The organism is Psychrobacter sp. 28M-43 (assembly GCF_014770435.1).
GTDB lineage: Bacteria > Pseudomonadota > Gammaproteobacteria > Pseudomonadales > Moraxellaceae > Psychrobacter.
In genome coordinates, this window is sequence record NZ_CP061739.1 from 2955034 (window position 1) to 2980798 (window position 25765).

Genomic DNA, 25765 nt, shown 5'->3' on the forward strand with positions numbered 1-25765 from the left:
CAATAATACTATAAAGTGGCTCTAGACTTTAAATTTGCTATTGCTAATTAATAGTATAAATATCGTTGATTCGAGTCAAAGTAAGCTCAAGATAAACGCTGTGCTCTTCTATAGTAGATTTATGATAATTATAAATACCCAGTGAAAAATAGTAGCTCATTTATCCATACTCGCGCTAACAATACTTATTGTTGTGATTCGATAAGGGACTGAACCAATGCCAAACTATCCTGCCAATAAGTTAAGCACCTCCGACCAAATAATAAATATTTTACAGATTACTGATTTGCATTTATCGACGCCTGTCTTTGTTGCTGAGAGTAACTCCTATAGTGATGACATGGCCTGTCAGCATAGCTTTGAAGCAGTGCTTCAACAGGCACTTAGTGAAGATATTCGCTGTGATCTGATTATTGTGACCGGTGACTTGGTCAATCGAGTAAAGTCCTCAATTTATGATCATATCTTTACTGTATTGCAGGCGACTCAGATTCCTTTTGCTTGTATTGCTGGTAATCATGATGTGACGGACGAGAATGGTAAAGACTTGCCGTTTTTTCAGCGAGAGCTTGTCGCTCAGCCTGCTGACTCACGCTTGTTAAGTCGTCATGTCATTGAGACTGAATTCTGGCAGCTGTTGTTATTAGACTCCTCCATTTCTGGTAAGGTCGCAGGCGAGATTACGCCTACTGATATCAATTGGTTATGTGAGAGACTCAGCACCTGTGATAAGCCCGCATTAATCGCCCTACACCACCATATTGTTCCAGTTGATTCTGACTGGATTGATACCCATATGGCAGAAAACACTGAGAGTTTTTGGCAGCATATGGCACCATTTGAACAGCTACAAGTGGTGATCAGTGGACATACTCACCAAGAGCAAGTTCGACTGCGCCAAGGCGTCACGGTATATAGCACGCCATCTACCTGCTATCAGTTCAAACCTTATGAAGATGATTTTTCTTATGATGAGTATGCTTTACCAGGATATCGCTGGTTGCAATTAGCCAACAATGGAACAGTTGCAAGCTGGGTTGAAAGACTGGATACTTGATGCCCAGAATTATTGGGAATAGTATAACCCTTAGCCCTTTATACTTATAGCTTTCGTCAATAATTCCTAATCAAAAATGCAGTGATGAACAAATAAAATATGCATTCAATATAAAAAATCACTTCATTATTATTACAAACAATGATACAACTTATGAAATAAAGCAAGGGTGGCCCAATATCTAATATGAAGTCACTGCACGATAGCTAGGATGGCCCATTAACCACAAGCTCAGTTTTCACAATCAATGACCTATGGCATGCTTTAGACAGTATTATTGAAACCGAAGTTTATATAACAACCTATCTAACAATCGGTATATAACTGTCAGTATATAAAGTCTACGATATTATTTGATCAGCTGTGTTACTTGTATTACCAAGTGGTGAAACGTTTGATAAAAGGACAAATTGTAGCGTTTGTAGCATTAATAACGTCTTGTCTTTTGATACGTCGTTTTATTGAATTAATTTGAAAAAGTAGGATACCCATATGAGCACCCTGACCACGAATCCGAGTGAAGTTAAATTTACTCCTTATGTGCCGGCCAAAGACGAAGAGTATATGTCTGATGCGCAGTTGGAGCACTTTAAGGCTATTTTATTGGATTGGAAAAACCAACTGATTGGCGAAGCGGATCGTACTAAAAACTACATCCAAGATGAGTCAAGCGCCATGCCAGACATCAATGACCGTGCCACTCAAGAAGAAGAGTTTGCATTGGCATTACGTACTCGTGACCGTGAGCGCAAACTTATCCGCAAAATCGACAAATCTATGTTAGAAATCGAAAATGACGACTATGGATTTTGTGAGACTTGTGGTGTAGAGATTGGATTACGTCGCCTTGAAGCACGCCCAACCGCTACTCAATGTATCGACTGCAAAACCTTATCTGAAATCAAAGAACGTCAAAACCAAGGCGCTTAGATCAGATATTACAGATATGAATGTAAGCAGAAGCGACCTTATAATAGGTCGCTTTTTGTATTTTAGATATTCATTACTTTGCTAACGTAATAGCACTACTTCAAAAGATATAATCACTAGAATAATGATACAACTAACAAAACAATCTCATTTAATGAATATCTTTTGATACTCATATTTATTATTCTATCTTTATTACCTTTTATAGACAGCCATTTATTTTGAAAACAATACCTACCGCCATGCCGACTCAAACGCCACCATCACAGCCCATTGGCCGCTTTGCGCCTTCACCAACGGGTGAGTTACATCTCGGCTCTTTAACGACTGCACTTGCCAGCTTTTGCCATATCAAATCAATCGGTGGCAAGTGGCTTTTGCGTATGGAAGATACCGATACTGAACGCTGTGACAGGCAGTTCACTGAGCAAATTTTGATGGATCTTGAGGCACTTGGATTGCATTGGGATGGTGATATTATTTATCAGTCTGAGCGCATTGATATCTATAACGATTATCTATCATCATACCTGCGACCATTGACCTATGGCTGCCAATGCTCCCGTAAAGACTTAGAACAGTACTGGGCGCAAGAAGAGATAAGTAGAAACCATAGTCGTGCCAGCTTAGCTGCGCCAACTGATCAGATATCATTAAACGAACAAGTTTCATCAATTGACCAAGTACAGCCAAATCGGCAGCGCTATCCACGTCGCTGTGTGGCAGCTGACCTTGATAGACAGCAGCATAAGCTACGTATTCAACTACCAGACTATCGGATTGGGTTCAATGATGGTATTCAAGGACTACAATGGGATAATCCGCAGCAGACGTTAGGCGATATGGTTGCTCGTCGTCAAGATGGCATGATTAATTACATACTGGCAGCCAGTCTCGATGATGGTCTACAGCAGGTTACTCATATCATGCGTGGTCTTGATATTCTACCTATGACGACCGCGCAAATCGGTATCATGCAAGCCGCGCGACTACCCACTATTGACCAATGGTATCATCTGCCATTGATTAATAATGCTGACGGCCAAAAACTCTCTAAGCAAAACCTTGCTCAACCCATCGACACATCAGACCCGAGTCAACTTATTGCTGAAGCCTTATCACTATTACAGCAAGCAAAGGTCGATATCGATACCCCAGAAAACATGCTCAAACAAGCCATTGCGCAATGGGACAATACCCCACTACAAGGCAAGCAGCAATTAAACTTGTCCTATTAATAAGAGTTCAAAAGCTATAAATAGACAATAAAAAGCGCCACTATGAGTGACGCTTTTTATTGCAATAATACTAAACACTATTTACCTAAAATCTGAATCTATGCAGAGACTGTTATATATAGAGCCTATTAGTAATAACGGCATTGGCTTTTTTCTATTTCAGGGCTTTCTTTATATATCTTCAATAATAGCGCGACCATAACCAAGCTAATCAACATAGACGATCCGCCATAACTAAAGAACGGCATAGTCAGACCTTTGGTTGGAATGGCGCCCATATTCATTGCAGCGTTAATAATCGTCTGGGCAATAAACACCACACCAATACCAAAAGCGGTATAGCTCATGCGCATTTGACGACGTTTTAGCGCGTTGTAACTGATACGCATCGCACTACCGATGATCAACGCTTCAAGTATCAGTACCATGCTGACACCGACGAACCCTAACTCTTCACCCGTAATGGCTAATAAAAAATCCGTATGCGCCTCAGGCAAATGCGACAGTTTCTGTACACTTTCGCCATAGCCAACACCCGTGAACTGCCCACGACCAAAGGCGATCAAACTACGTGCCAGCTGATAATCAGTATCCTGCACATCGTCAAATGGATCCATAAACGACATCACACGCACCAGTCGGTACTCTGCCGTAGTCACCATCAATACAGCTCCGCCAACAGCAGCAGCACCCAATGCTAAGAAATGCTTATAAGGTGCCCCAGCGATATAAAAAATCGCGAACAGCGTACCAATAATGACGACAAAAGAACCAAAATCCGGCTGCGACAATAACAGTATCGTTATCAGCGCCACTACCAGCATAATTCGCAAAAAACCATCTAGGCCATTACGAACTTCAAAAGATCGGCGCACCACGAAGTCAGATACAAACACAATCATGACCAGTTTGGCTAACTCAGCTACCTGAAAGTTAAAACCGCCTACCGTAAGCCAGCGTTTAGAGCCATTAATTGGTGTACTAAACAACGTGGCAACAAGTAATAGCCCTGTGATACCTAACAAAGCAAACTGGGTCTCGGTCTTATATAGGGTGCGTAAAGACACGCCATAATAAGGAATAACCGCAACGATTAAACCAATCGTCATATACAACAGCTGGTTTTTGAAAAAATACAGCTCTGTCATACCGCGGCTAAGCGCAAAAGGAATAGAAGCAGAAGCAACCATCAGCAGACTAAGCACCATCATACAGCCGACGCTAGATAATAAAATTGCGCGCGCTGACGGCATAGACAGAACACCGTCTGAGCCAGAGGTTTGCTTGGTTTGGAGCGAGGAACGAAAAAAAGAAGAGAGCGCCATAATTTTATATACACTAACAAACGAAAAAACACGGCGTCTATGAAACGCCACCGTTTAAAAAATCATAAAATAAATCGTACTAAATAGATGGTGATAGAAAACCTTTAACCATTGGCAAACGCCTTAGCTAGCACCTATTTCAGTAATCAGGATTATATGCTTGACAGTAGCAGCAATCTATAAGCAAAACAATCATTTATCCAGAAAATACTGGCTGTTGCTAGAGAAGAGACATCTGCTATGCCAATCTATATAGCTGCTTAATATATTCGACTACCTATTAAGCTTCTGATTGTGCGGTGTCTAATTGATTAACTAGTTGGCTAAAGTGTTCACCGCGAGCCGCATAACCACTATATTGGTCAAAGCTGGCACAGGCAGGTGACAACAACACAGCCTGCACTTGCGATAAACTACTGGTAGTAACTTGTTGAATAGTCGCAAATGCATTCTCTAATGTCTGACACTGATGTAGCGCAACATCATCACTCAGTTTTGCAGCTCTTAGGTGCTTTTCAATCTGCTGGCCATCTTCACCAATGAACAAGACTTGGCTCACGTATTGATTGATAAAAGGCGTTAATTCACCAAACTGTTGCCCTTTACCTTGCCCGCCTAAGATCAATAATAGCTTACCGTCTTTTGGTGCATAGACTGCACCCAAGCCTTCGATAGCAGCCATGGTCGAACCAATATTGGTGCCTTTAGAATCATTGAAATAATCAATACCAGCAGCATTTGCCACATATTGGCAACGGTGTTCAAGGCCTGAGAACTGCTGTAAAGTGGTCAACATACTCTCTAGCGGTAATCCTGCAAGCTCACCAAGGGCCAGAGCTGCTTGCGCATTCAGTAGATTATGACGACCTTTAATCAACAGTTTGTCTGCCGACAGTAATCGTTCTGTACCACGAGCAAGATAAGTTTGGCCTTCTGTGTCGGTAATCAGACCATACTGACCTTTATCAGGGGCATGAATACCGGTACTAATTCTCGGTAGGTTGTCTGCGACCAATGGACGAGTCAGTGCATCTTCGCGGTTAATCATCACCGACTTGGCACCTTGGAAGATACGGTGTTTGGCTTGATGGTAGCCAAGCATATCTCCATGACGATCTAAATGATCAGGCGACATATTGAGCACAGTCGCTACTTTTGCGCCCAAGTTAGTGACGGTTTCTAACTGAAAGCTAGACAGCTCAAGCACCGCAAGCTCCATATCAGGATTGTCTAGCAATGTTAAAGCTGGCACACCGATATTGCCACCAACACCCACATTAACGCCAGCATCTGCCGCCATTTGACCAACTAACGTAGTGACCGTACTTTTGGCATTAGAACCTGTAATCGCTACGATGGGTACGGTACACGCTTCACAGAACAGTTGAATATCACTAACTACAGGAATATTGGCTTGGCGAGCAGCAGCCACAGCGGTAGTCTCAAGAGAAATACCTGGGCTAATAATAATACGTGCCGCTTGCTGCAATAAATCGGCATCTATCCCACCAAACTGACGAATCTCTATCTCGGCTGGCAACTGATCGGCCAATTTAGGGGTAACTTGAGCATCAGTGACTGCGACTTGATAGCCTTGCTTGGCCAGATAATGCGCGACTGACAATCCAGACTGCCCCAAACCTACCACGACTTGTAGACCACTACCCTTATGAAGTAAGGCTTCTGTTGCTGTATGAGTGGTCATATCTATTCCTTCTATTAAACGAGAAAAGTTGTATCAAATAAATCTGCTATATAGCGAATCTAATCGACGCCGCTAAGATATGCAGCATCTTAACGCCATCGTTCAGATTTCGGTACTGATTTTTTATGAGTTTATGCTATTATTCGCCTGTTTTTATATTAAGTGGCTAATGCTATAATAGTTAGCTTGATTAATATTTATCAGTATTTTGCTGAGCACATTGCTCAAGCATTTTAGTTTAGCATGTTGTCACATTTATCGCGCTATTGTCACGCCTCTTCATCAACGATTCTTGTTGTGATAAGGGTGTATCAGACAATTTTGATAATTTGACGAGTGATATATCACCTTCTACTACAGCAAGTGATTGCTGACTCTATATATTATTGTAGGTACATCTATCTAGTTGCCTATTTTAAGCAATCTTTTAAAAAATATTTTTAGGTAATTTACTGCCCTTATCATCGTATTGATTATTGATGATCGTATTTTTGAGACCAAAAAAATCAGTAGATACTTTGATTATTAGTTAGATACCTCGGTTATTAGTTAGATATCTTGGTTATTAGTTAGATATCTTGGTTATTAGTTTCTCACAATCCAACACAGCAACATGACCTAGTGCATGTTGAAGTAAAAGAAAAATGAATAGCTATTATTAGCGACGCGATCATTTTATAAATGAGTAATGATTACTTTTTTTGCCTCTAACCCTATGTAGTTTACTTATGACATCTTTTATTGATAACTTGCGTGACGAGTGGTTTTCCAATGTTCGCGGTGACGTTTTATCGGGTTTGGTTGTAGCCCTAGCCCTTATTCCAGAAGCTATTGCCTTTTCCATTATCGCTGGTGTTGATCCAAAGGTTGGCTTATATGCCTCATTTTGTATCGCGGTAGTGATCAGTTTTGTCGGTGGTCGTCCAGGTATGATTTCGGCAGCAACTGGCGCTATGGCATTGGTCATGGTCGATTTGGTTGCTGACCACGGTCTGCAATATTTGCTTGCCGCAACTTTGCTTTGCGGTGCCATTCAGGTCGTGATGGGCATTCTAAAGCTTGGTAATCTGATGCGCTTTGTCTCCCGCTCAGTGGTTATCGGTTTCGTCAATGCTCTAGCAATATTGATTTTTGCTGCGCAATTACCAGAACTGAACCCGATGACTGAACGTGTTGGCATGACCGTTTATATCATGACGGCAGCTGGTTTGGCGATTATTTATCTGTTTCCGCTTATTCCTAAAATCGGTCGCATCGTTCCTTCACCGCTTATTTGTATTGTAGGTTTGACCGCTGTTGCAATGTATATGAATCTTGATATCCGTAATGTTGGCAGCATGGGTGATTTGCCAGATTCATTGCCAGTATTCTTGTTACCTGACATTCCATTAAACCTAAATACCTTGCTGATTATTGCACCCTATTCTATCGCGCTTGCCATCGTTGGTCTTTTAGAATCTATGATGACAGCGACGATCGTCGATGAACTGACTGATACCCCAAGTGATAAAAACAAAGAGTGTCGTGGTCAAGGTATGGCCAACGTCGTATCAGGTTTCTTTGGTGGCATGGCAGGCTGCGCGATGATTGGTCAGTCAATGATCAACGTCAAATCGGGTGGTCGTACGCGTCTATCTACCTTGATGGCCGGTGTTGTTCTTCTTATCATGGTAGTATTCTTGAGCGAATGGGTCAGTCAGATTCCAATGGCAGCCCTAGTTGCAGTCATGATTATGGTATCGATTGGTACGTTTAACTGGCAGTCTATTCGCGAGTTTAAAACGCATCCAATGTCGTTCAATATTGTCATGCTAGCGACTGTATTGACTACTGTCTTTACTCACAACTTAGCTTACGGTGTGGGCGTAGGTGTCTTGCTATCTGCCTTGGCATTTGCCAATAAAATTGGTCAGTTCCTAACCATCTTTAGTGAATATGATGACAGCAGCAATACCCGCTACTATTATGTTCAAGGGCAGGTATTCTTTGCCTCTACCACCCAGTTCTTGCATAGTTTCGATACCAAAGAGGCTGTAGATAGTATTCAGATTGATGTAAGCCAAGCACATTTCTGGGATGTCAGCGCTGTTGATACCTTGGACAAGCTAGTGATGCGCTTGCAACGTGAAGGCATTGATGTCAAAGTGGTAGGACTCAACAATGCGAGTCGAACACTGATTGATCGCTTCTCTGTTCATGACCGCCGAGACATTGGCTTGTTAGACTAAGCGAAACTGCTAAGCGAATCTACGCGGTTGCCATGTGGCTATATTATTAGTCTATGGCTAATATATCGGATATTAATAGACAGTTATATTGGTAAAAGGGTTGGATGTATTTTGCATACGCCAACCCTAAACTGAGATAGCCGATTTTTATTAAAATGATGTGGTCGTTTTATGAGTAATTTAAAACCAGATAGTGTGATTGCTTGCTTGGACTGTCCTGATCATGTTCAAGCGGTACTAGAGGCCAGTATGTGGGCTTCTATTCGCCTGCGCGCGCCTGTTGGCTTATTGCACTCGATGCCAAGCTTGCAGCAAAAAGCCGCTATTAATTATTCTGGTTGCCTCAATATTGATGACGAAAATGCTTTGCTCGAACAGTTCACATCCAAAGAGCATCTGAGCAACTGTGAGCTAAAAGCACAGGGCCGATTGTTATTATCTCAAGCAACCTCGTATTGTGAGCAGCAACGTCATAAGCTAAAGACATACACATTGCATCGTCATGAGAACCTCAATCAAAGTATTGATTACGTTGATGACAAAGCACAAATGATCGTTATAGGTCATCATGTCACTTGCAAATCAACACTGAGCCAACTCATTCGAGTCAGTCACTGCCCCATTTTGGTGACACATGCACCATTTTTGCCCCCTACTACCGCTTTATTTGCGTTTGATAACAGTCCAACGTGCCATAAACTACTAAATTGGCTGTGCAAAACGCCACTGGTGCGTGCACTAACGGTTCATATTGTGATGGTTGGCAAGGAGACTTCTGATAACTGTGATGCGTTGCGTGAAGCCTACGCCAAACTCAAACAGGCGGGTATTAAATCCAAAAAGACATTGCTTGACTGCCGTGATGTTGCAGCAGCTTTGAACTACTATCAAAACCAACATGATATCGGTTTACTTATGACTGGGGCTTTTGGCCAATCTCGTCTACGCGAATTACTACAAGGTAGCGACACTAAAAAGCTATTGGTCAGTACAAAAACCCCTTATCTACTATTTCCTAAAGCATAACGACGTATATATAAACACGTCCAAACCCTTTATCTACCTAAGCGCAGGGGTCTGACTACTATGTTAGGCTCTGACGCTTATATCTATTTTCTCTCTACCTTCGCGCCATTCATCTTTGATACGCTTGCATGAAAAGGCCAAGCTAACGACCAAACTCAAGTTAGCAAATCGTCACATGAAATAAAGGGATAGCCTCCCCAAGCACTCAAAAAGTTGGTTATAATAAAGTTTTCGTTAACCAAACGCTAAAGATTGATTCACCTTTATTATGCTTGTAGCGATGGCTCTAATCGTTGCATCGTAGCCCATACTCTATGTTACTACTGTCATTACTTTTTAATGAACAACGCCAGTTCTACCTCCCCCCTTGAGTAGGTTGGCATGGTTCTTGAATAACTTACAGTAAGCAAGGCAGAGATATGATGATGCACCATAGTACTTCTATCAATCTGCGGCATCACACAAATAAGGAATTTTTTATGAAGCTAATCACTGCGATCTTAAAACCGTTTAAGCTCGACGACGTGCGTGAAGCGCTTTCCGACATCGGTGTTAAAGGTGTCACTGTCACTGAAGTCAAAGGTTTCGGTCGTCAAAAAGGTCATACAGAGCTCTATCGCGGCGCAGAATACGTGGTGGACTTTTTACCTAAAGTAAAAGTCGAAGTCGCTGTGATCGACGAAATGGTTGAGCCTGCTATCGAGGCAATCACTCGTATCGCTAGCACTGGTAAGATTGGTGATGGCAAGATTTTCGTCACTGCACTTGAGCAAGTTATCCGCATCCGTACGGGTGAAACAGGACCTGACGCTATCTAAATTTGAAGACCTACCTACGGGCATAAACTTATAGGTACAGACTCTTACAGCATTTTTATCTATCGGTAATGCCGATATCTATATTATAAATTCAAGGGGGAATTTAAATGGAAAGTCAAATTTTTGAGCTCCAATATGCGCTCGATACGTTTTACTTTTTGATATGTGGTGCGTTGGTCATGTGGATGGCAGCAGGCTTCACTATGTTAGAGGCCGGACTGGTCCGATCAAAAAATACAGTCGAAATCTTAACTAAAAACGTCGCACTATTTGCAACGGCTAGTATCATGTATATGGTATGCGGCTATGCGATTATGTATGGTGGCGATCTATTCTTAAGCGGAATTGCAGGCGGTGATACGTTAGTAGAAGACGCCTTAGCAGCCTCTGCTGAAAATGGCTTCGGTGGCGACTCTGTCTACTCTGCCGCATCAGATTTTTTCTTCCAAGTGGTCTTTGTAGCAACCTGTATGTCAATCGTATCAGGTGCTGTTGCTGAGCGTATGAAACTGTGGTCATTCTTATTATTCGCTGTGGTCATGACTGGTGTTATCTACCCACTAGAAGGTAGCTGGACATGGGGCGGCAACGATGTCTTTGGTCTATTCAACCTAGGCGACATGGGCTTCTCTGACTTTGCAGGCTCCGGTATTGTACATATGGCTGGTGCTGCAGCAGCTCTAGCAGGTGTACTACTATTAGGCTCACGTAAAGGTAAATATGGCCCTAACGGCGAGATACGCGCTATTCCTGGTGCCAACCTACCATTGGCGGCACTCGGTACACTAATCTTGTGGATGGGTTGGTTCGGTTTCAACGGTGGTTCAGTGCTTAAATTAGGCGACATCGCTAGTGCTAATGCTGTTGCAATGGTATTTTTGAACACTAATGCTGCTGCTGCTGGCGGTGCTGTCGGTGCCTTAATCTTAGCTCGCATCATCTTTGGTAAAGCGGATCTAACCATGCTCTTAAACGGTGCATTAGCAGGTCTAGTAGCCATTACTGCCGAGCCTTCAACCCCTTCTGCACTACAAGCCACTATCTTCGGTGTTATCGCCGGTATCATTGTAGTGCTATCAATCTTAGCCTTAGACAAAATCAAAATTGATGATCCAGTTGGTGCAATCTCAGTTCATGGTGTGGTCGGTCTATTTGGTCTACTAATCGTACCTATCACTAACCCAGCATCTACCTTTATCGGTCAGATTGTGGGTGCTGCAACCATCTTTGCTTGGGTGTTCATTGCCAGCCTAGTGGTTTGGTCTATCATCAAGCTGGTTATCGGTCTACGTATCTCTGAAGAAGACGAGTACGAAGGTGCTGATATTGCAGAATGTGGTATGGAAGCTTACCCAGAATTTATAAGATAAGCTCCTTTCAAGTAAGCTAAAGACTGCTGTTAAATGCGCTGATACTACCTACTGTAGTATCGGCGTTTATAATTTTAGTGTTTAAAGTTCTCGCCTATTGAAGATATGAAATATAAGCTTAAATCTAAAACGTAAAAATCCCGCGAGACCTTTCGGTAACGCGGGATTTTCTATATTAAGCTAAGACTAACTTTTTAGTTTATTTCTTTTTCCACTCTTGGCTACGAGAGAATGGCCCGATATAGCCTTTTAGCTTTAATGTGTTGCCGCTTAAGCTTGCAGTCATACGATAGTCTTTACCTTTTGCTGGATCAGTAATTGTACCACCACTATATTTACCACCACCGTCAGCTTTTAGACCTCTAATAACGGTCGTACCAACGTGCTTTTTGCCTTTCGCAGTGTTAGCAGCAATAAGAGTACCGGTCAGAACACCATTTGACTCAGTAATTTTTACCGTACCTTTTGGTTCACCATCATCATATGTCTGCCAAGTAGTGTTGGCCAATGGGTCAGCGGCGAATGCCATGCTAGCAATACCAATACCAGCAACTGCTAAAGTGGTCTTTGTAAATAATTTCATAGATTGACTCCCTTCATACAATGATTACTCGAAACGTTATGTTTCTGTTGTCCTATGCTTATCCTTTGCTAGAACCTTTCATTACGAGCTTTACGGTTTCGACCTTTTTAAATGATAGTTACCATGACAGCTTATAAGCTTTTGGTTAAAGATTCGAGCGACACAAGCGATGTCTTAACTCATTATAAGCAATTTTTAGGTTTTGCCTAGTAATTTTTTTACAGTTTCTTATTTCTGTAAAAATAAAACCATATCAAAGACTTATAGGAAAGGATTGTCGATATCTTTATCTAATTGGTCATCATTTTCCTTTGACTCAGCATCATTCTTACTATATAGATTTTTATCTGCAAATGCCTGTACGATTTTCCCCGACAGCTCATACAGCTGTTGGGCTTGCGCGTATCCTAACTCATCAAAAGTGAGATCAATATCACCATATATAATAATCTTGTCTTTTTGATTTTCAATGACAAGATCACCAATCTGCATGCTTTGATGGTCGTTGGCGAATGGCTCAATCATTTGATTATCCTTATTATCAGTAACATTTATATTTTCCAAAATTAGGCTATTTTAGAGTCTTACTTTCAGCTTAAGCCTGTAATTGTGCAATTAACCACTCTAAAATAGCCCAGACAAACAGCATCCACTCAGGCTCCTCCACAGGTGCCTCAGGGGTATCTGAGCTCTCACCCGCCTTCAATGGTAAATCAAACGCTTGAGATTTGGACTGACTATCTAGCATAGGTAATACATCGATACCAATCTCAGTGGTCAGCTCATCGATACTGATCACATCGATGCGTTCTGACTCATCATTTGGGGCGTAATACACGCCTGCTTGATTGGTTGCTGGGATATATACAGCTTTGAAAAAATGGCTAGGTACAAGGACGCGATTAGCGAGCTGCTTGGTTTTTTTATCAGTAAATGCCACACCTGTGATGGTATACACCTCACCGTATTGCTGCGTTAAATACCGAGTGGCAGATTCAATATTACGCCAGATGTAGCGATTGTTACGTGGTGACTGCGGAGCGATATTGGCTAAACTAAAACTATCATACTGCTGGCTGCGATTGGCCATGTTGGCATTGGGTGCCAAATGTCCTCGATCATAGCCAGAGCCTGAATAATCAGATAATGAGGCTCGTGCTGACTTTGGCAGTTTACTCTCTTCGTGAAAGCTGTCTTCACGATCAATCTGCTTAGCTTGTTGTAGACGCGTGCGATCGAGATGCTCTGCTGACCAGAGCGGTGTACGCGATACCCCCGAGTACATAACCGCAAAGCCATCCATGCATAGCGCTTGTGTGTTTGTTTTTAACTTGGTATTGGTAAATTCAGGATAAACACCCCCATAAAAAGACTGGCTACACTGGGTCAAATCATCAGCGTGTGTCTGGGTAATACCCGTCGCGACAAGCAATACTGCCATCAGCGCACTATTCTTACATCCGTACTTAAGCCTTCTAAAACTTATCATTCAACTTTCAACCATTTATACTTGCCGTTACATACTTGCTATCCTAGCAGGCGCTTGCCAATAAAGAAAGATAGCGCGCAAGTCGTGACATTCTACATGGTATCCGCTATACTTAGGCGTTCAAAAAACGGTGAAGTGGGTGAGTGGCTGAAACCGCACGCCTGGAAAGTGTGTATACGTTCATAGCGTATCGAGGGTTCGAATCCCTCCTTCACCGCCAATCTTATTCTGCTTAAGCAAAATCTCAGCTTTTCTATCTTGTTCTACCCTTCTCTCAATATTCTTTATATTTTTTAACAGTAAGACTTTCAGTCTATACTCATCCTCTACTGCTGTCTGAAGCATTCCTTTTAAGCCTTAATTCCGTGTGTTGTTTGAATCTAATAAATATATATCTACTCTAATAACACATTAATTGACCAAGCTAAAAATTTCGTACCATGGGCTGAGAGTAACTCATAAAATGAGTCGATATTCTATTAAGATTCGTTTTATTAATAGCTTAGTTTTTTTCTTAAACCTTTATACAAAAAGGCTTTAATTTTTTTAAGCATTCAATCTAGTTTTATATCAATGCTAGTCAATATTGCTATTCCGTACAAAAATGTAATAACGATAGGGTCTCTGATACTCGGCAAGTGCCATTGTCCAGAAATTGGATTATAGTAGATATCCGTAGTATTTATTTAAATAAACTAAAGGATACAATAATGAAAACACTAGGAATGTGTATCGTAGCAGGACTCGGGTTGAGTGCTTGCGCGACTGGCATGGGCGGCATGGCAACAGGTAATACCAATCAAAATAACAGCTCTGATAAAGTCGTCACTCAATATCCAGTTGAGACTGCCCTACTCAATATCTATACCAAACAACGTAGTGAAAAACTGGTAGCTACTGTCGGCGGCCAAAACGTAGCCGCAGATATTCAAATCACCCCTAAAGGCAGCATGCGCTTTAATAATAAAATGGTACAAGGTGCAGAAGTCAGTACAATCAACACAGTGAATCAGCAGATTACGGATCAATCAGTCGCTATCAATTACTTTACGCTAAATCCATTGGTGTTCCATGGTTTTACGGATAGTACGGGTGAGTATTCAATCGCTAACCAAACGACGAGTATCCCTAAGATAGCTACGGTGGGCGACTCAAGTCAGCTCATCACTGAAAACGTATATGCTGACAGCAGTATGCGTCAGAAAACCGCCACTTATAAGCAGGACTGGTCGCTCACACAAGACACGAATAGCACGGCGTGGCTCTGTATAGAAACCTCAGGCAATCTACTTTTGACTTCTGATGCTGCAGGTACGTCCTCAGAATGCTATAAAATCAATGCTAAAGGCGATGTTTTGAGTAGTAAAGTCACACTTACTCAGCCTAATAAAAGCGGCACATCCAAATCAATGACGTTTATCAGTCAGTAGCATTTGCTCAATTAGTAACGATCAATAGCGTCATATAAAAACAAAAAAATAGCGCCTCATTAAGGCGCTATTTTTGGATGGTAAAATCGTGTTTTTACGAGCGACGATCATGGTTATTTTTATCATGACCGTTTTTGTCGTGGCTGTTTTTAGCATGGGCATTTTTGGCTATTGCTTTGTGCTTAGCAGCCACTACGTTCGCTTTGTGATGTGACTTTGCTGCCTTAGCTTTGGCTTGCTTATAGTTATTACTCGCTTTATTGCTGCTGTGCTTTTGTTGCTGTGTTTGAGCTGAATGATGCTTATTAAAATTAGGTGCAGCATTGGCTTGACCCACCATCGACAAACAAGCAGTAGCGGCTAAAATCGAACTAACTAGTATCTTTTTCATCATTTTATTCCTTTGAATTCATATTTAGAGTAGTTATAGATAATTCACTTAGTGTTAAATGAACTATCGTGATAAAGCTTTACTCTATCGACAAAGAGAATGATAAATGATTCTAGTATTAAGTAGATTTATGAAACTTGAAGAAAGGTTGCGATTGTTACGAGGGCATGCGTAATTAAAGGCATATTAGGTATTGGCGTAATGTTTGGTTAAATGACAGCGTATTTAGGCTTTATCGGTAAGCATCGTAAACAGGATATTTATAAAAACGCGAATGACTAGCTGATTGTTGAAGAATGCAAATACGGAAACGGTGAAGTTGCTGGCTAATATTTAACACGAGCATAGCAATACTCCATACTGCTATGCTCTAAATGTGCTAAACAGACGTTTTCTGCAAAATATAAACCACAAACTTTGCCTCTGTGCTAAATGCTGCTGTTTCTACGGCGGCCAATAGTGCTTGCCTTTTTTCGCTGCGGGCACGGTACGCATAAGGTGTCATCGTCATCAAATCAGCCAAATCCTCTGCGGATAACGTCAGATCCGTACTGACACGGCAAGTCTCAACCAACGTAAAATACGGTGCCAATTCTTGCAAGAATTTATCAGAATCATGCTCACGCACATCATCAAATAGCGCATCACGCATCGTTGCCAAATGCCCGACATCAGGCTTGGCAATGATCAGATAGCCACCATCCATCAACACATTATCAAACGCCTCGGGCAAGATAGGGCTAAAAATACTGCTAATACCCGTCATACTGTGCGGGCGTAATGGTAAATGTGCAGCACTGGTCACTAATGGATAGACCGCTGTCGTTTTGGCAGTATCTTCTTGGCGAGGCTGATACCATAGACGACCTGCTAGTTTACTGACTTTGGCCAGCTCAACCACTGCAGGCTTACTGATGTCAGCGGCTATCAGCGTGTCTATAACCTTCAACCCCATTTGTGCCATTGCCTGCGTGTAATAGCCTTCTCCGCAGCCAATATCAAGCCAACTGACTGGCTTGCTATCTTGCTCGTTTATGAACTCATCGTTAGACAGCAATTCTGTCATTTTTTGACTAATTACGTTTTGGAGCAAGGCATAGTGCCCATGATTCAAGAACCGTTTACGCGCATCGATAGATTCTTGGCTGTCCCCAGGTGCTTTGGACTTTTTCTGTTGTACTGGCAGTAAGTTGACATAGCCTTGACGCGCTACATCAAAAGGATGTGAAGTCTGTTTGGAATTCAAACTGCCATCACAGCGCCAAGTATCTGCGGCAGGCTGTAGTGGTGACTGACAAAGTGGACAAATAAATAATGACACGGGCATCTCAAAGTGATAGCAATATGCTTCGCATTTTAACAAAATTCATCTGCCTTGAGCGACAAAAAGCCGTCTCAATCACGATTGAAACGGCTTTTTGGATTTTTGCAAATTGATATCTATATAGATATTTGGCGGTTATAGCCTAACGCAGTTTTAGCGTCATTAGCCCAAGGATGACAAGAATAATTGCAATAATCCAAAATCTTGCCACCACTTGCGTTTCTTTCCAGCCAATTTCCTCAAAATGATGATGCAGCGGTGCCATACGGAAGACGCGTTTTTTGCGCAGTTTGTACGAGCCAACTTGCAACATCACTGATAGCGCTTCTGCGACAAACAAACCACCCATAATCGCAAAGGCAATCTCTTGACGGGTCATCACGGCAATAGTACCTAGCATCGCGCCCAGTGCTAGCGCGCCAACATCACCCATAAACACTTGTGCTGGATGCGCGTTGAACCATAAGAAACCAAGGCCTGCTCCGACCATTGAACCACAAACGATGATGACTTCGGAGTTATAAGGAATATAAGGCACATGTAAGTAATCAGCAAAGCGTACATCGCCTGATACGTAAGCCATCGCGCCCAAACCTGCAGCGACGAGAACGACTGGCAAAATCGCCAAACCATCCAAACCATCGGTTAGATTGACTGCGTTAGAAGCACCATTAATCACAAAGTAGGTAAAGATGATAAAGCCAATACCAAATGGCACCGCTGAAAATGGAATCATCCAGTCTTTGAATACTGGCAATAGCAAATCCTGCATCTCACGCGTGGTGTTGATATCGGGTTGTAATGTGGCGATATAGTACAAAGAAACACCGACAAATAGCGCGCCCATAGACAGCCAAAAATACTTTTTGCGAGCGATTAAGCCTTTTGGATCTTTGTACTTAATTTTTAGCCAATCATCAGCCCAACCTACGGCGCCGAAGATAACCATGACCACGAGCAAAATCCAAACATAAGGATTGTTTAATCGTGCCCATAGTAGCGTCGATATGCCAATGGCGCTTAGGATCAATACCCCGCCCATGGTTGGTGTACCCGTCTTGGCTAAATGCGATTGAGGCCCATCATTACGAATGGCCTGACCATATTTGAGCGAACGCAAGTGCCGAATGACACGGCCACCAAACATCATGCTAAACATAAGGGCGGTAACAACGGCAAGCAATGCTCGCAGCGTCAACGAAGAAACCGCAGAAAACGGCGTATAATACTGGCCAAGCCAGCCGAACAACCAAACTAACACCGCCTACTCCTCTACTAGCGCATGAATAAGTGTTTCCATTCCCATGGAACGAGAGCCTTTGAACAACACAGTACAAGGCTTAGCTTGTTGCGCTTGCAAATACGGCTGTAAATACTGTAATAAATTGTCTTTGTCGGCAAAAGCATGAGCACTGATATCAGACACTTCTTGCGCACCCGCAACGGTATAAGGGGCATATTCGCCAACACAAAGCAGCACGTTGATACCTGTGGTCGCAATAGTACGGCCCAAGCTTTGATGCTCACTAATAGCTGCTTCACCGAGCTCACCGATATCGCCCAGTACCATGACTTGCGTGCCCGTTTGCGCAGCCAATACTTTGGCGGCGGCACGTACCGAATGAGGGTTGGCATTATAAGTATCATCAATAAGACGATGCATCCCAAGTATTTGGCTATTTAAACGACCTTTAGCAGGACGCGCATTTTCTAGCCCAATCACAATGTCACTTACCTCAATATTTAGCGCATGCGCACAGGCAGCAGCAGCCAAGGCATTATTGACATTATGCTCACCTGCCAATGGCAAGTTGATATCATGGACTTGGTTACCGATATGTAGCTTAAATTCGCTACGTTCAGGCTCTACGTCTAGATGGCTTGCGCTTACATCCGTATTACCAAAGCCAATCACATGTGAGGTATGCTTTTCAGCGATACGGCGTAGCTGATTGGTAAAGTCATCCTTATCAGGAACAATCGCAAACTGCACGTCCGTCAAAGTATGGTAAATCTCTGCTTTGGTCTGGCAGATGCCTTCACGGCTACCAAACTCACCCAAATGCGCTGTACCGATGTTTAAGATACAGGCCACATCAGGCTGAACAATTTCAGTCGTATAAGCAATCTCGCCAATATGGTTTGCGCCCAATTCTAAAATAGCATAACGATGATGATCTGATAGCTCAAGAAGCATCATTGGCACACCCAAATCGTTATTGAGGTTACCACGAGTGATCAAAGTCGGTGCCAATCTACCAAAAATACTACCTAGCATTTCTTTGCAAGTGGTCTTGCCGCTAGAGCCCGTAATAGCAATCACGGTTAAATCTGTATGCTGCTGACGACGATACGCTGCCAATTGACCTAGTGCCAAACGAGTATCGCTGACTACCAATTGCGGAATAACATTTGGGCCGGACAACAAGATAGGACGCGAGACAACAGCGGCAACTGCACCTTTTGATATCGCTGTCTCGATATAATCGTGACCATCGAAATTGTCGCCGCTTAGCGCCAAAAATATATCGCCTGGCTTTATCGTACGAGTATCAGTGGCTATCCGCTTACTGGCTAAAGCAGTCTGCTCTGCTGCATGGCCTTGTGGTAGTTGCCAATGCCCATCGAGCGACGTGGTCGCTGCGAGCAGATTGTCCATTTGCCAGACATAGAGCCCTTGCGACTGGGCAGTATTATCGGTGTCGGCTGTCATAATGATTACCTTATATGATGACTACTTAATTTTTATATTTAATGATCGATTTTTACTGATGCATGTATCGAAAGCCTATCAATTACACACGTCCCGCTTGACTCAATGCCTGCTGCAAAACAACACTGTCATCGAAATCATAGCGAACGTTATTAATCTCTTGATAGGTTTCGTGACCTTTGCCTGCGATGACCACGATATCATCCACACCCGAGTGACTAACTGCATATTCAATGGCCGTCTGACGGGCAGGCTCGATATGGGTTCGTTGATATTGCTCAGCTGTCATACCAGCCTGCATATCTTGCAAAATTACATTTGGGTCTTCGGTACGTGGATTATCCGCGGTCAAAATAACTTGATCAGCACCTGCCAGACCTGCTTGCGCCATCAACGGTCGCTTGCCTGCATCACGATCTCCGCCGCAACCAAATACTGCCCAAAGCTGACCTTTACAGTGGGTTTTTAAACTTGCCAGCACTTGGCTTAGAGCATCTGGAGTATGTGCATAATCAACGATAAAGCAGCCGTCATTTGACGGTACACGCTGCATACGCCCAACCGCACCTTGCAACTGTGCAACAGCAGGCGCAATACGCTCGATATTCATAGCCAAGTCAGTATCAAGTGCTACGACGGCTGCTATCGCTGCGAGCAAATTGGCTACATTGAAGCGACCTAATAATGGACTGACAATCTCTATGTTGTCAGCTTTCTCATCACCAAAATCAGTACGCAGATTTATTTTGACGCCTTGCAGACTCGGCGTAATATCAGCGGCAACAAAAGTAGCAGCTTTTAATGAATCCAAACTGTATGTCCATACCGTCAAACCGCTGACGTTTGCCGTATCTAACATAACCTGAGCATGCTCATCATCGATGTTGATAATGGCATGGGTCAAATCTGGGAAATGCGCTTTATCAAATAGCTTGGCTTTGGCAGCGGCATATTCTGCCATATCAGCATGATAGTCTAAATGGTCACGGCTCAAATTGGTATAAAGCGCTACAGTGACTGGCATCCCTTGTAGACGTTGCTGATCCAACCCATGAGAGCTAGCCTCTAATGCCAATATTTCTGCCTGCTCTGTTCCCATCTGATGTAAGAACTGTTGGACAGCTAACGCATCGCCCGTGGTATGACTGGCTTGCACCAGAGCGCCAAGTCTACCATTACCTGCCGTACCCATCACCGCGCTACTCTGACCCATCATCTGAATAAGCTGTGCTACTAACTGGCTGATGGTTGTTTTACCATTCGTACCAGTCACCGCAACCACGGTCGGTAGGGTCACTGGCTGCTGATATTGCAGGCGCGCTTGAATTAAGCTACCCAAAAAGTCGCGAATATTAGGAACGTACAATACAGGGCATGGTAATGCTGCTAGTTGCTGAGGTGCATTAGCAATACTATCTGTCTGCGGTTCACTACTGGTATTTGAGTGATTGTTTGCTTCGCTAAGCAAAACGCTAGGGTCAATCTCTGAGAGAATAAACGCGGCTTGTTCAGCGGCTTGCAATAAATAATCGCGACTTTTTTCAGAATTGGCTGTTTGACTTTTTAACAGGACAAATACGTCATTCGCTTCCAATTGGCGATTATCCAAGCGAAACTGTTGAAAAGGAATATGGGCAATAGATTGAGCTTGATCTAAACTCGCTTGATTGGATGCTTCCTGAATCGATGTTGCTATCATCGCTGTAAGCTGCTCAGCCAGTTTTTGCTGCTGGCTTTTATTGGCATTTATAAGCTGTTGTAAAGTAACAGTAGCGCTATCTAGCGATGATATAGTCATAGATAAATCCTAAACAGTTAAAACGTGTCAGCTCAGTAGAACTGAACATTTAAAATAATTGAACGCTTACTGCGCTTCCGTTTTTAGTGGCTTATCCAAAGGCACATTATACAATCGCAATGCTTCTTTCATCACATTATGGAAGACAGGTGCGACCGTTAGACCAGCATAAATCTGACCACGTGGGTCTTCGATAAGCATTACGCCTACCAGCTTTGGATTGGATGCAGGTGCCATGCCAGCAAAGACGTTACGATACTGATCAGTATAGTAACCACCATCTGGATTGATACGGCGTGACGTACCTGTCTTACCTGCCACCCGATACCCATCAATGGCAGCAGCTTTTGCCGTACCACCAGGCTCAGTCACGCTCTCAAGCATTTGTACGATAGACATTGCCTGCTCATGCGCCATAATGCGTTTGCTTGGCTGCGACTTGTCATCTTTAATTAAAGTTAATGGATGCATGACTCCCCCTGCTGCTAGGGCTGAATACGCCTGTGCAACCTGTGCCAATGTCACTTGTAGACCATAACCATAACTAACCGTCGCACGACGCGAGGTTTCTTTTTCTTTTGGCGTGACGATCAGACCACTACCCTCACCTGGGAACTGCAAAGGTGTTTTTGAGCCAAAGCCAAACTGTCGTTGCATATTACTAATAGCATCGGCTGGCAGTGATAGCGCAATCTTGGTGGAGGCAACGTTACTAGATTTCTGTAATAGCGTGGCCATGTTAATCATACCCAAATTATTATGATCTCGAATGGTATAGCCACGTACGCGAATCGAGCCGGGATTGGTATCAATCAAAGTCGTTGGCGTATATTTACCCGAGTCTAGTGCTGCTGCAACGGTAAACGGTTTCATCACTGAGCCTGGCTCAAACACATCTAACAGTGCGCGGTTACGCTGGTTTTCACCCGTCATCTCATTAAGGTTGTTTGAGTTAAATGACGGCCATGTTGATAATGCCAACACTTCACCAGTTTGTACGTCAACGATCATACCCGTGGACCAACGTGCTTTTTGTAAGCGTCCAGCTTTTTCTAGCTCTTTATATAGCAAATACTGTAAGCGCGAATCAATCGTCAATGCCACATCTTTGCCGGGTACTTCTGGCTCGATTTGTTTGATTTCTTTTAGGCTGTTTTGTTTGGCGTCTTTTAGAACCAAAACTTTTCCGTCATCACCTGCCAGATCTTTTTCGTACTGACGCTCAATACCAGCACGGCCTTCGTAGCCGCCTTCAGGATCTTTGGCGTTTTGACCCATAAATCCTAGCAGCTGCGCATTAGACTGTGGCTGCGGGTAATAACGCTGAAAGAAATTCTTTTCGTAGACGCCTGGGAAATCAAGTGAGCTGACGCTTTGGGCAATCTCAGGTGTGACTTTATTAAGCAGTGGCAAATAGTGTGAGCCTGCGCCAGATGGCAAAGCCGCTTTTACGGCTTTCTCATCGGTCACATCGATACTGTCATCAATAGCCGTGACTTTTTTCAACTCATCGACCGAGATATTGGCAGCAGCGGCTAGCTTTGTCAGATCCATATTATCTAGACGCTTTTGCATACGTGCCTGTAATTGGGGACTGCTAGGGTTGGTGATGATAATGCGCTTTAGCTCGTAATATTCACGAGAATAATCATGCGGACTGAATGAAACTGTCGCGAGCGGCGCACTGACTGCAAGCGGTAGATTATTACGGTCGGTAATCATACCGCGATAAGATTTTTGGGTACGCTCACTGGTAATGAGCTCATTACCTTTATCCTGATAAAACTGTGCGTTGGCAACCTGAATATAATAGGCGCGGCTAATCAGTAGCGCTAATATGACCAGCGCTAGACCCCAGACCATACGAAAACGGTTTTTGTCTTGTTCGAAACCGCCAAGAGCTGACGCACCTGACGCTTTGCTCGAAAAAACCATTTTACTTTTGCGGTTTTTTACACTGGTATAAGCGCCTTGGGTGTCGCTTTTTTTGATGCGACCAAACAATTTAGCCTTACGATTACTTGCAGCTTTATCAGGCTTGCTACTTGTTTGACCAGACTTAGCAGCACTGGCTCGGCGGAGAGGTTTGGTTACCTTGCCGCTGGCTGGTTTCTTGCTAGTGTTTTTTGCGGTGGATTTAGGCTTTTTCTCACTCATTGTCCTGCCTCCGTCGCTGGTTCTTCAGGAGAGATGTCCGTAGAGGCACGTGGCCCAATCACGTCAGACATATCTTCATCTGAGTCTTCCGTAACCACTGGCACCAAGGCAGTAGCGACACCAGGCTGGATAATCAGCTTATCCTTTAACGTTGGCGAATACATACCCAATTCAGCAACCGCTCGACTGGCAATCTGCGGAGTGGCGCTAAAGGTTTGCTGCTCAATCAATAGACGCTGATGCTCTACTTGTAGCTTACGTTCTTGTTTTTTCATGTCTTGCAAGGTTTTGTAGTCCTGATGATATTGCTGAACTTCTTCGGCAGTTTTGATACCACTCCATACAATCGTGGCTGCCAATAACAGTAGCACGACTACATAAATGCTCACCACATTAAACCGGCGCACGAACAGCTCGCCGACATCGGTATTATAAGGTGTAGCAGTGCGGCGATTCGCAGGTTTGTCAGATATTGCCATGACGATCTCAAAAAGGTGAACGTAAACGATAGAGTAGATAACGGATTGCGAAAGATGAACGTGTCATTATTCGGTCGTACCATCGATAAATATAAAACCAAAGACACTTATAAGTGTAAAAACTAAACCTAAAAACCGAATGTAAAAAACACATCCAATAGCTAATATATTCAGGAGCCATAAATCATTACAACTGATGGCTATCAATATGTCATACCACAACCAAGCACGTTGCATGGCTATACTACATATAAATCTGTGCAACTATCATGCAGATAAAAACCAACTGCTGAGCCTAACAGACAATATTTACAGATTTTTAACAGTGGCGTAGCCATTAGGACATTTGCGCATCATTTAGACAAACATTAGCAATCTTAGACAACTCAATAATCATATTCGACTATGACTTGTGGCAGCATGATGTTCTATGGTGCTGTCATCTGCTCATAAGCTGTGTCAGTACGCGTTGCCATACGCAGCCATGCACTACGCGCGCGCGGGTTCTGACTCGTCTCAGCTTTGCTTGGGCCAACACGTTTTGGCTTGCTAAAATAGCGTGGTCGATTTGGCGGCATTGGCAGGTTTTCGTCTTCTGGATACTGCCCTTTGCTATGTCGCTGCAAAAACTGCTTGATACGGCGATCTTCTAATGAGTGAAAGCTAATGACTGCAAGCTGCCCACCTGACTTTAAGATAGGAATGCTTTGCTCTAAAAAGTCGTCAACATCGCCCAACTCATTATTAATAAAGATACGCATGGCCTGAAAGCTTTGCGTGGCTGGATGTTTACCGCGTTGCCAATTAGGATGCGCTATCTTAATGACTTCTGCCAACTCAAGCGTAGACTCGTAGCTCTCCATCTGTTTGATAGCTCGTGCAATACGGCGGCTATGACGCTCTTCACCAAACTCATAAAGCACATTGGCCAACGTTTCATCATCGACTTTCTCGAGCCATTCGGCAACTGACTGGCCACGGCTGGTATCCATACGCATGTCTACTGCCCCGTCACGCATAAAGCTAAAGCCGCGACTACCATCATCAATCTGCGGTGATGAGATGCCCAAATCTGCCATCAAGCCATCAACTTCAGTGATACCCATAGCAGCCAGACTGTCGGTCAACGTCGCAAAACTATCGTGAACCACACGCACACGGCTGTCTTTGCTTGCCAACTCTTGCGCCACACTAATGGCTGTCGGATCTTTGTCAAAGACAATCAGTGTTGCATCTTCAGCGAGTTGACTTAATAGCAATCGGCTATGGCCGCCACGACCAAAGGTTGCATCAACGTAGATGCCACTTATATTTAAGCTATTTTGGTCGCCTTCTTTTTGCTTGGGCAAGGATTTTACGCCGAGTACCGCAGCGACAGTCTCTTGCAGCAGCACCGCATCATGGACAAAACTTAATTCATCAGACGTGATATCGCCCTCATGACGGGCGTGAGTAACATCCAGATCGACATCTTGCGTAGACGAATCCTTTACAGCAGAAGGATTAGACGCTGACTCAGAGAGATCAGCGGCGGCAGAAGGACTGGCTTTCGATTTTGGCTTAGACTTTGATAGGGACACAAACAACTCAATAGATGACGACCATACTGGCCAGTAATTAGATGAAAATAAACAAGTTATGACTTGCTTAGCATTATTATCGCAAGGATACACCTGTAGTCAAGCACTAGAAGGGCTTTTCATT

The 25765-nt window shown here is 43.3% G+C and carries 21 protein-coding genes and 1 tRNA gene; 9 read left to right on the top strand and 13 right to left on the bottom strand.

What is annotated here, in order from left to right; genetic code table 11:
* Window positions 1-217: 217 nt before the first annotated feature.
* The 3 genes from IEE84_RS12390 (at window position 218) to gluQRS (ending at window position 3225) form a co-directional block, all read left to right on the top strand.
* Window positions 218-1057, top strand: coding sequence for a metallophosphoesterase (locus IEE84_RS12390; RefSeq protein WP_191114373.1), 840 nt, complete (start codon window positions 218-220; stop codon window positions 1055-1057).
* A gap of 492 nt (window positions 1058-1549) precedes the next feature.
* Complete coding sequence (dksA, locus tag IEE84_RS12395; RefSeq protein WP_057762021.1) at window positions 1550-1987, top strand: RNA polymerase-binding protein DksA; 438 nt, start codon at window positions 1550-1552, stop codon at window positions 1985-1987.
* A gap of 242 nt (window positions 1988-2229) precedes the next feature.
* Window positions 2230-3225, top strand: a complete 996-nt coding sequence (gluQRS, locus tag IEE84_RS12400; RefSeq protein ID WP_191115485.1) for a tRNA glutamyl-Q(34) synthetase GluQRS — start codon at window positions 2230-2232, stop codon at window positions 3223-3225.
* A 128-nt stretch (window positions 3226-3353) separates the two neighbouring features.
* On the opposite strand, the gene IEE84_RS12405 is transcribed toward gluQRS, so the two are convergent.
* Both IEE84_RS12405 and murD read right to left on the bottom strand, forming a co-directional pair.
* The gene (locus IEE84_RS12405; RefSeq protein WP_191114374.1) at window positions 3354-4550 is read right to left on the bottom strand and encodes an FtsW/RodA/SpoVE family cell cycle protein; all 1197 of its coding nucleotides are present in this window, start codon (window positions 4548-4550) and stop codon (window positions 3354-3356) included.
* Between the two features lie 280 nt (window positions 4551-4830).
* On the bottom strand, window positions 4831-6255 hold the full coding sequence (gene murD, locus IEE84_RS12410; protein ID WP_191114375.1) for a UDP-N-acetylmuramoyl-L-alanine--D-glutamate ligase: 1425 nt from the start codon (window positions 6253-6255) through the stop codon (window positions 4831-4833).
* A gap of 728 nt (window positions 6256-6983) precedes the next feature.
* Here murD and IEE84_RS12415 point away from each other — a divergent pair.
* From IEE84_RS12415 to IEE84_RS12430, 4 genes are all read left to right on the top strand, one after another.
* On the top strand, window positions 6984-8483 hold the full coding sequence (locus tag IEE84_RS12415) for a SulP family inorganic anion transporter (RefSeq protein ID WP_057762027.1): 1500 nt from the start codon (window positions 6984-6986) through the stop codon (window positions 8481-8483).
* A 171-nt stretch (window positions 8484-8654) separates the two neighbouring features.
* Window positions 8655-9509 carry a universal stress protein gene (locus IEE84_RS12420; RefSeq protein WP_057762029.1) on the top strand — a complete coding sequence of 285 codons (855 nt, stop codon included), beginning with the start codon at window positions 8655-8657 and terminating at the stop codon, window positions 9507-9509.
* Between the two features lie 479 nt (window positions 9510-9988).
* Entirely contained in the window at window positions 9989-10327 is a 339-nt protein-coding gene (locus IEE84_RS12425; RefSeq protein ID WP_010197981.1) for a P-II family nitrogen regulator, read from the top strand.
* A gap of 107 nt (window positions 10328-10434) precedes the next feature.
* Window positions 10435-11697, top strand: a complete 1263-nt coding sequence (locus tag IEE84_RS12430) for an ammonium transporter (RefSeq protein ID WP_057762031.1) — start codon at window positions 10435-10437, stop codon at window positions 11695-11697.
* A gap of 199 nt (window positions 11698-11896) precedes the next feature.
* On the opposite strand, the gene IEE84_RS12435 is transcribed toward IEE84_RS12430, so the two are convergent.
* The 3 genes from IEE84_RS12435 to IEE84_RS12445 form a co-directional block, all read right to left on the bottom strand.
* On the bottom strand, window positions 11897-12280 hold the full coding sequence (locus tag IEE84_RS12435) for a DUF2147 domain-containing protein (protein WP_191114376.1): 384 nt from the start codon (window positions 12278-12280) through the stop codon (window positions 11897-11899).
* Between the two features lie 261 nt (window positions 12281-12541).
* Complete coding sequence (locus IEE84_RS12440; protein WP_191114377.1) at window positions 12542-12805, bottom strand: hypothetical protein; 264 nt, start codon at window positions 12803-12805, stop codon at window positions 12542-12544.
* A gap of 70 nt (window positions 12806-12875) precedes the next feature.
* On the bottom strand, window positions 12876-13721 hold the full coding sequence (locus IEE84_RS12445; RefSeq protein WP_224737792.1) for a DNA/RNA non-specific endonuclease: 846 nt from the start codon (window positions 13719-13721) through the stop codon (window positions 12876-12878).
* Between the two features lie 177 nt (window positions 13722-13898).
* Between IEE84_RS12445 and IEE84_RS12450 the strand changes: the two genes are divergently transcribed.
* Window positions 13899-13989: transfer RNA gene (locus IEE84_RS12450), tRNA-Ser, on the top strand.
* A 490-nt stretch (window positions 13990-14479) separates the two neighbouring features.
* A complete protein-coding gene (locus IEE84_RS12455) occupies window positions 14480-15199 on the top strand; it encodes a hypothetical protein (RefSeq protein WP_191114378.1) in 720 nt (239 codons plus the stop codon).
* A gap of 94 nt (window positions 15200-15293) precedes the next feature.
* On the opposite strand, the gene IEE84_RS12460 is transcribed toward IEE84_RS12455, so the two are convergent.
* From IEE84_RS12460 to rsmH, 8 genes are all read right to left on the bottom strand, one after another.
* A complete protein-coding gene (locus tag IEE84_RS12460) occupies window positions 15294-15590 on the bottom strand; it encodes a hypothetical protein (RefSeq protein ID WP_224737793.1) in 297 nt (98 codons plus the stop codon).
* 379 nt (window positions 15591-15969) lie between these two features.
* On the bottom strand, window positions 15970-16917 hold the full coding sequence (locus IEE84_RS12465; protein WP_191115486.1) for a putative RNA methyltransferase: 948 nt from the start codon (window positions 16915-16917) through the stop codon (window positions 15970-15972).
* Window positions 16918-17056: 139 nt separating this feature from the next.
* Window positions 17057-18175 carry a phospho-N-acetylmuramoyl-pentapeptide-transferase gene (gene mraY / locus IEE84_RS12470; protein ID WP_057762045.1) on the bottom strand — a complete coding sequence of 373 codons (1119 nt, stop codon included), beginning with the start codon at window positions 18173-18175 and terminating at the stop codon, window positions 17057-17059.
* Between the two features lie 3 nt (window positions 18176-18178).
* A complete protein-coding gene (locus IEE84_RS12475; RefSeq protein WP_191114380.1) occupies window positions 18179-19627 on the bottom strand; it encodes a UDP-N-acetylmuramoyl-tripeptide--D-alanyl-D-alanine ligase in 1449 nt (482 codons plus the stop codon).
* An 82-nt stretch (window positions 19628-19709) separates the two neighbouring features.
* Window positions 19710-21425, bottom strand: a complete 1716-nt coding sequence (locus IEE84_RS12480; protein ID WP_191114381.1) for a UDP-N-acetylmuramoyl-L-alanyl-D-glutamate--2,6-diaminopimelate ligase — start codon at window positions 21423-21425, stop codon at window positions 19710-19712.
* A gap of 66 nt (window positions 21426-21491) precedes the next feature.
* A complete protein-coding gene (locus IEE84_RS12485) occupies window positions 21492-23582 on the bottom strand; it encodes a peptidoglycan D,D-transpeptidase FtsI family protein (RefSeq protein ID WP_057762051.1) in 2091 nt (696 codons plus the stop codon).
* Window positions 23579-24061, bottom strand: coding sequence for a cell division protein FtsL (gene ftsL, locus IEE84_RS12490; RefSeq protein WP_057762053.1), 483 nt, complete (start codon window positions 24059-24061; stop codon window positions 23579-23581). The genes IEE84_RS12485 and ftsL overlap by 4 nt, the downstream gene beginning before the upstream one ends.
* Before the next feature lie 428 nt (window positions 24062-24489).
* Window positions 24490-25524 carry a 16S rRNA (cytosine(1402)-N(4))-methyltransferase RsmH gene (gene rsmH / locus IEE84_RS12495; protein ID WP_416383498.1) on the bottom strand — a complete coding sequence of 345 codons (1035 nt, stop codon included), beginning with the start codon at window positions 25522-25524 and terminating at the stop codon, window positions 24490-24492.
* Window positions 25525-25765 lie beyond the last annotated feature (241 nt).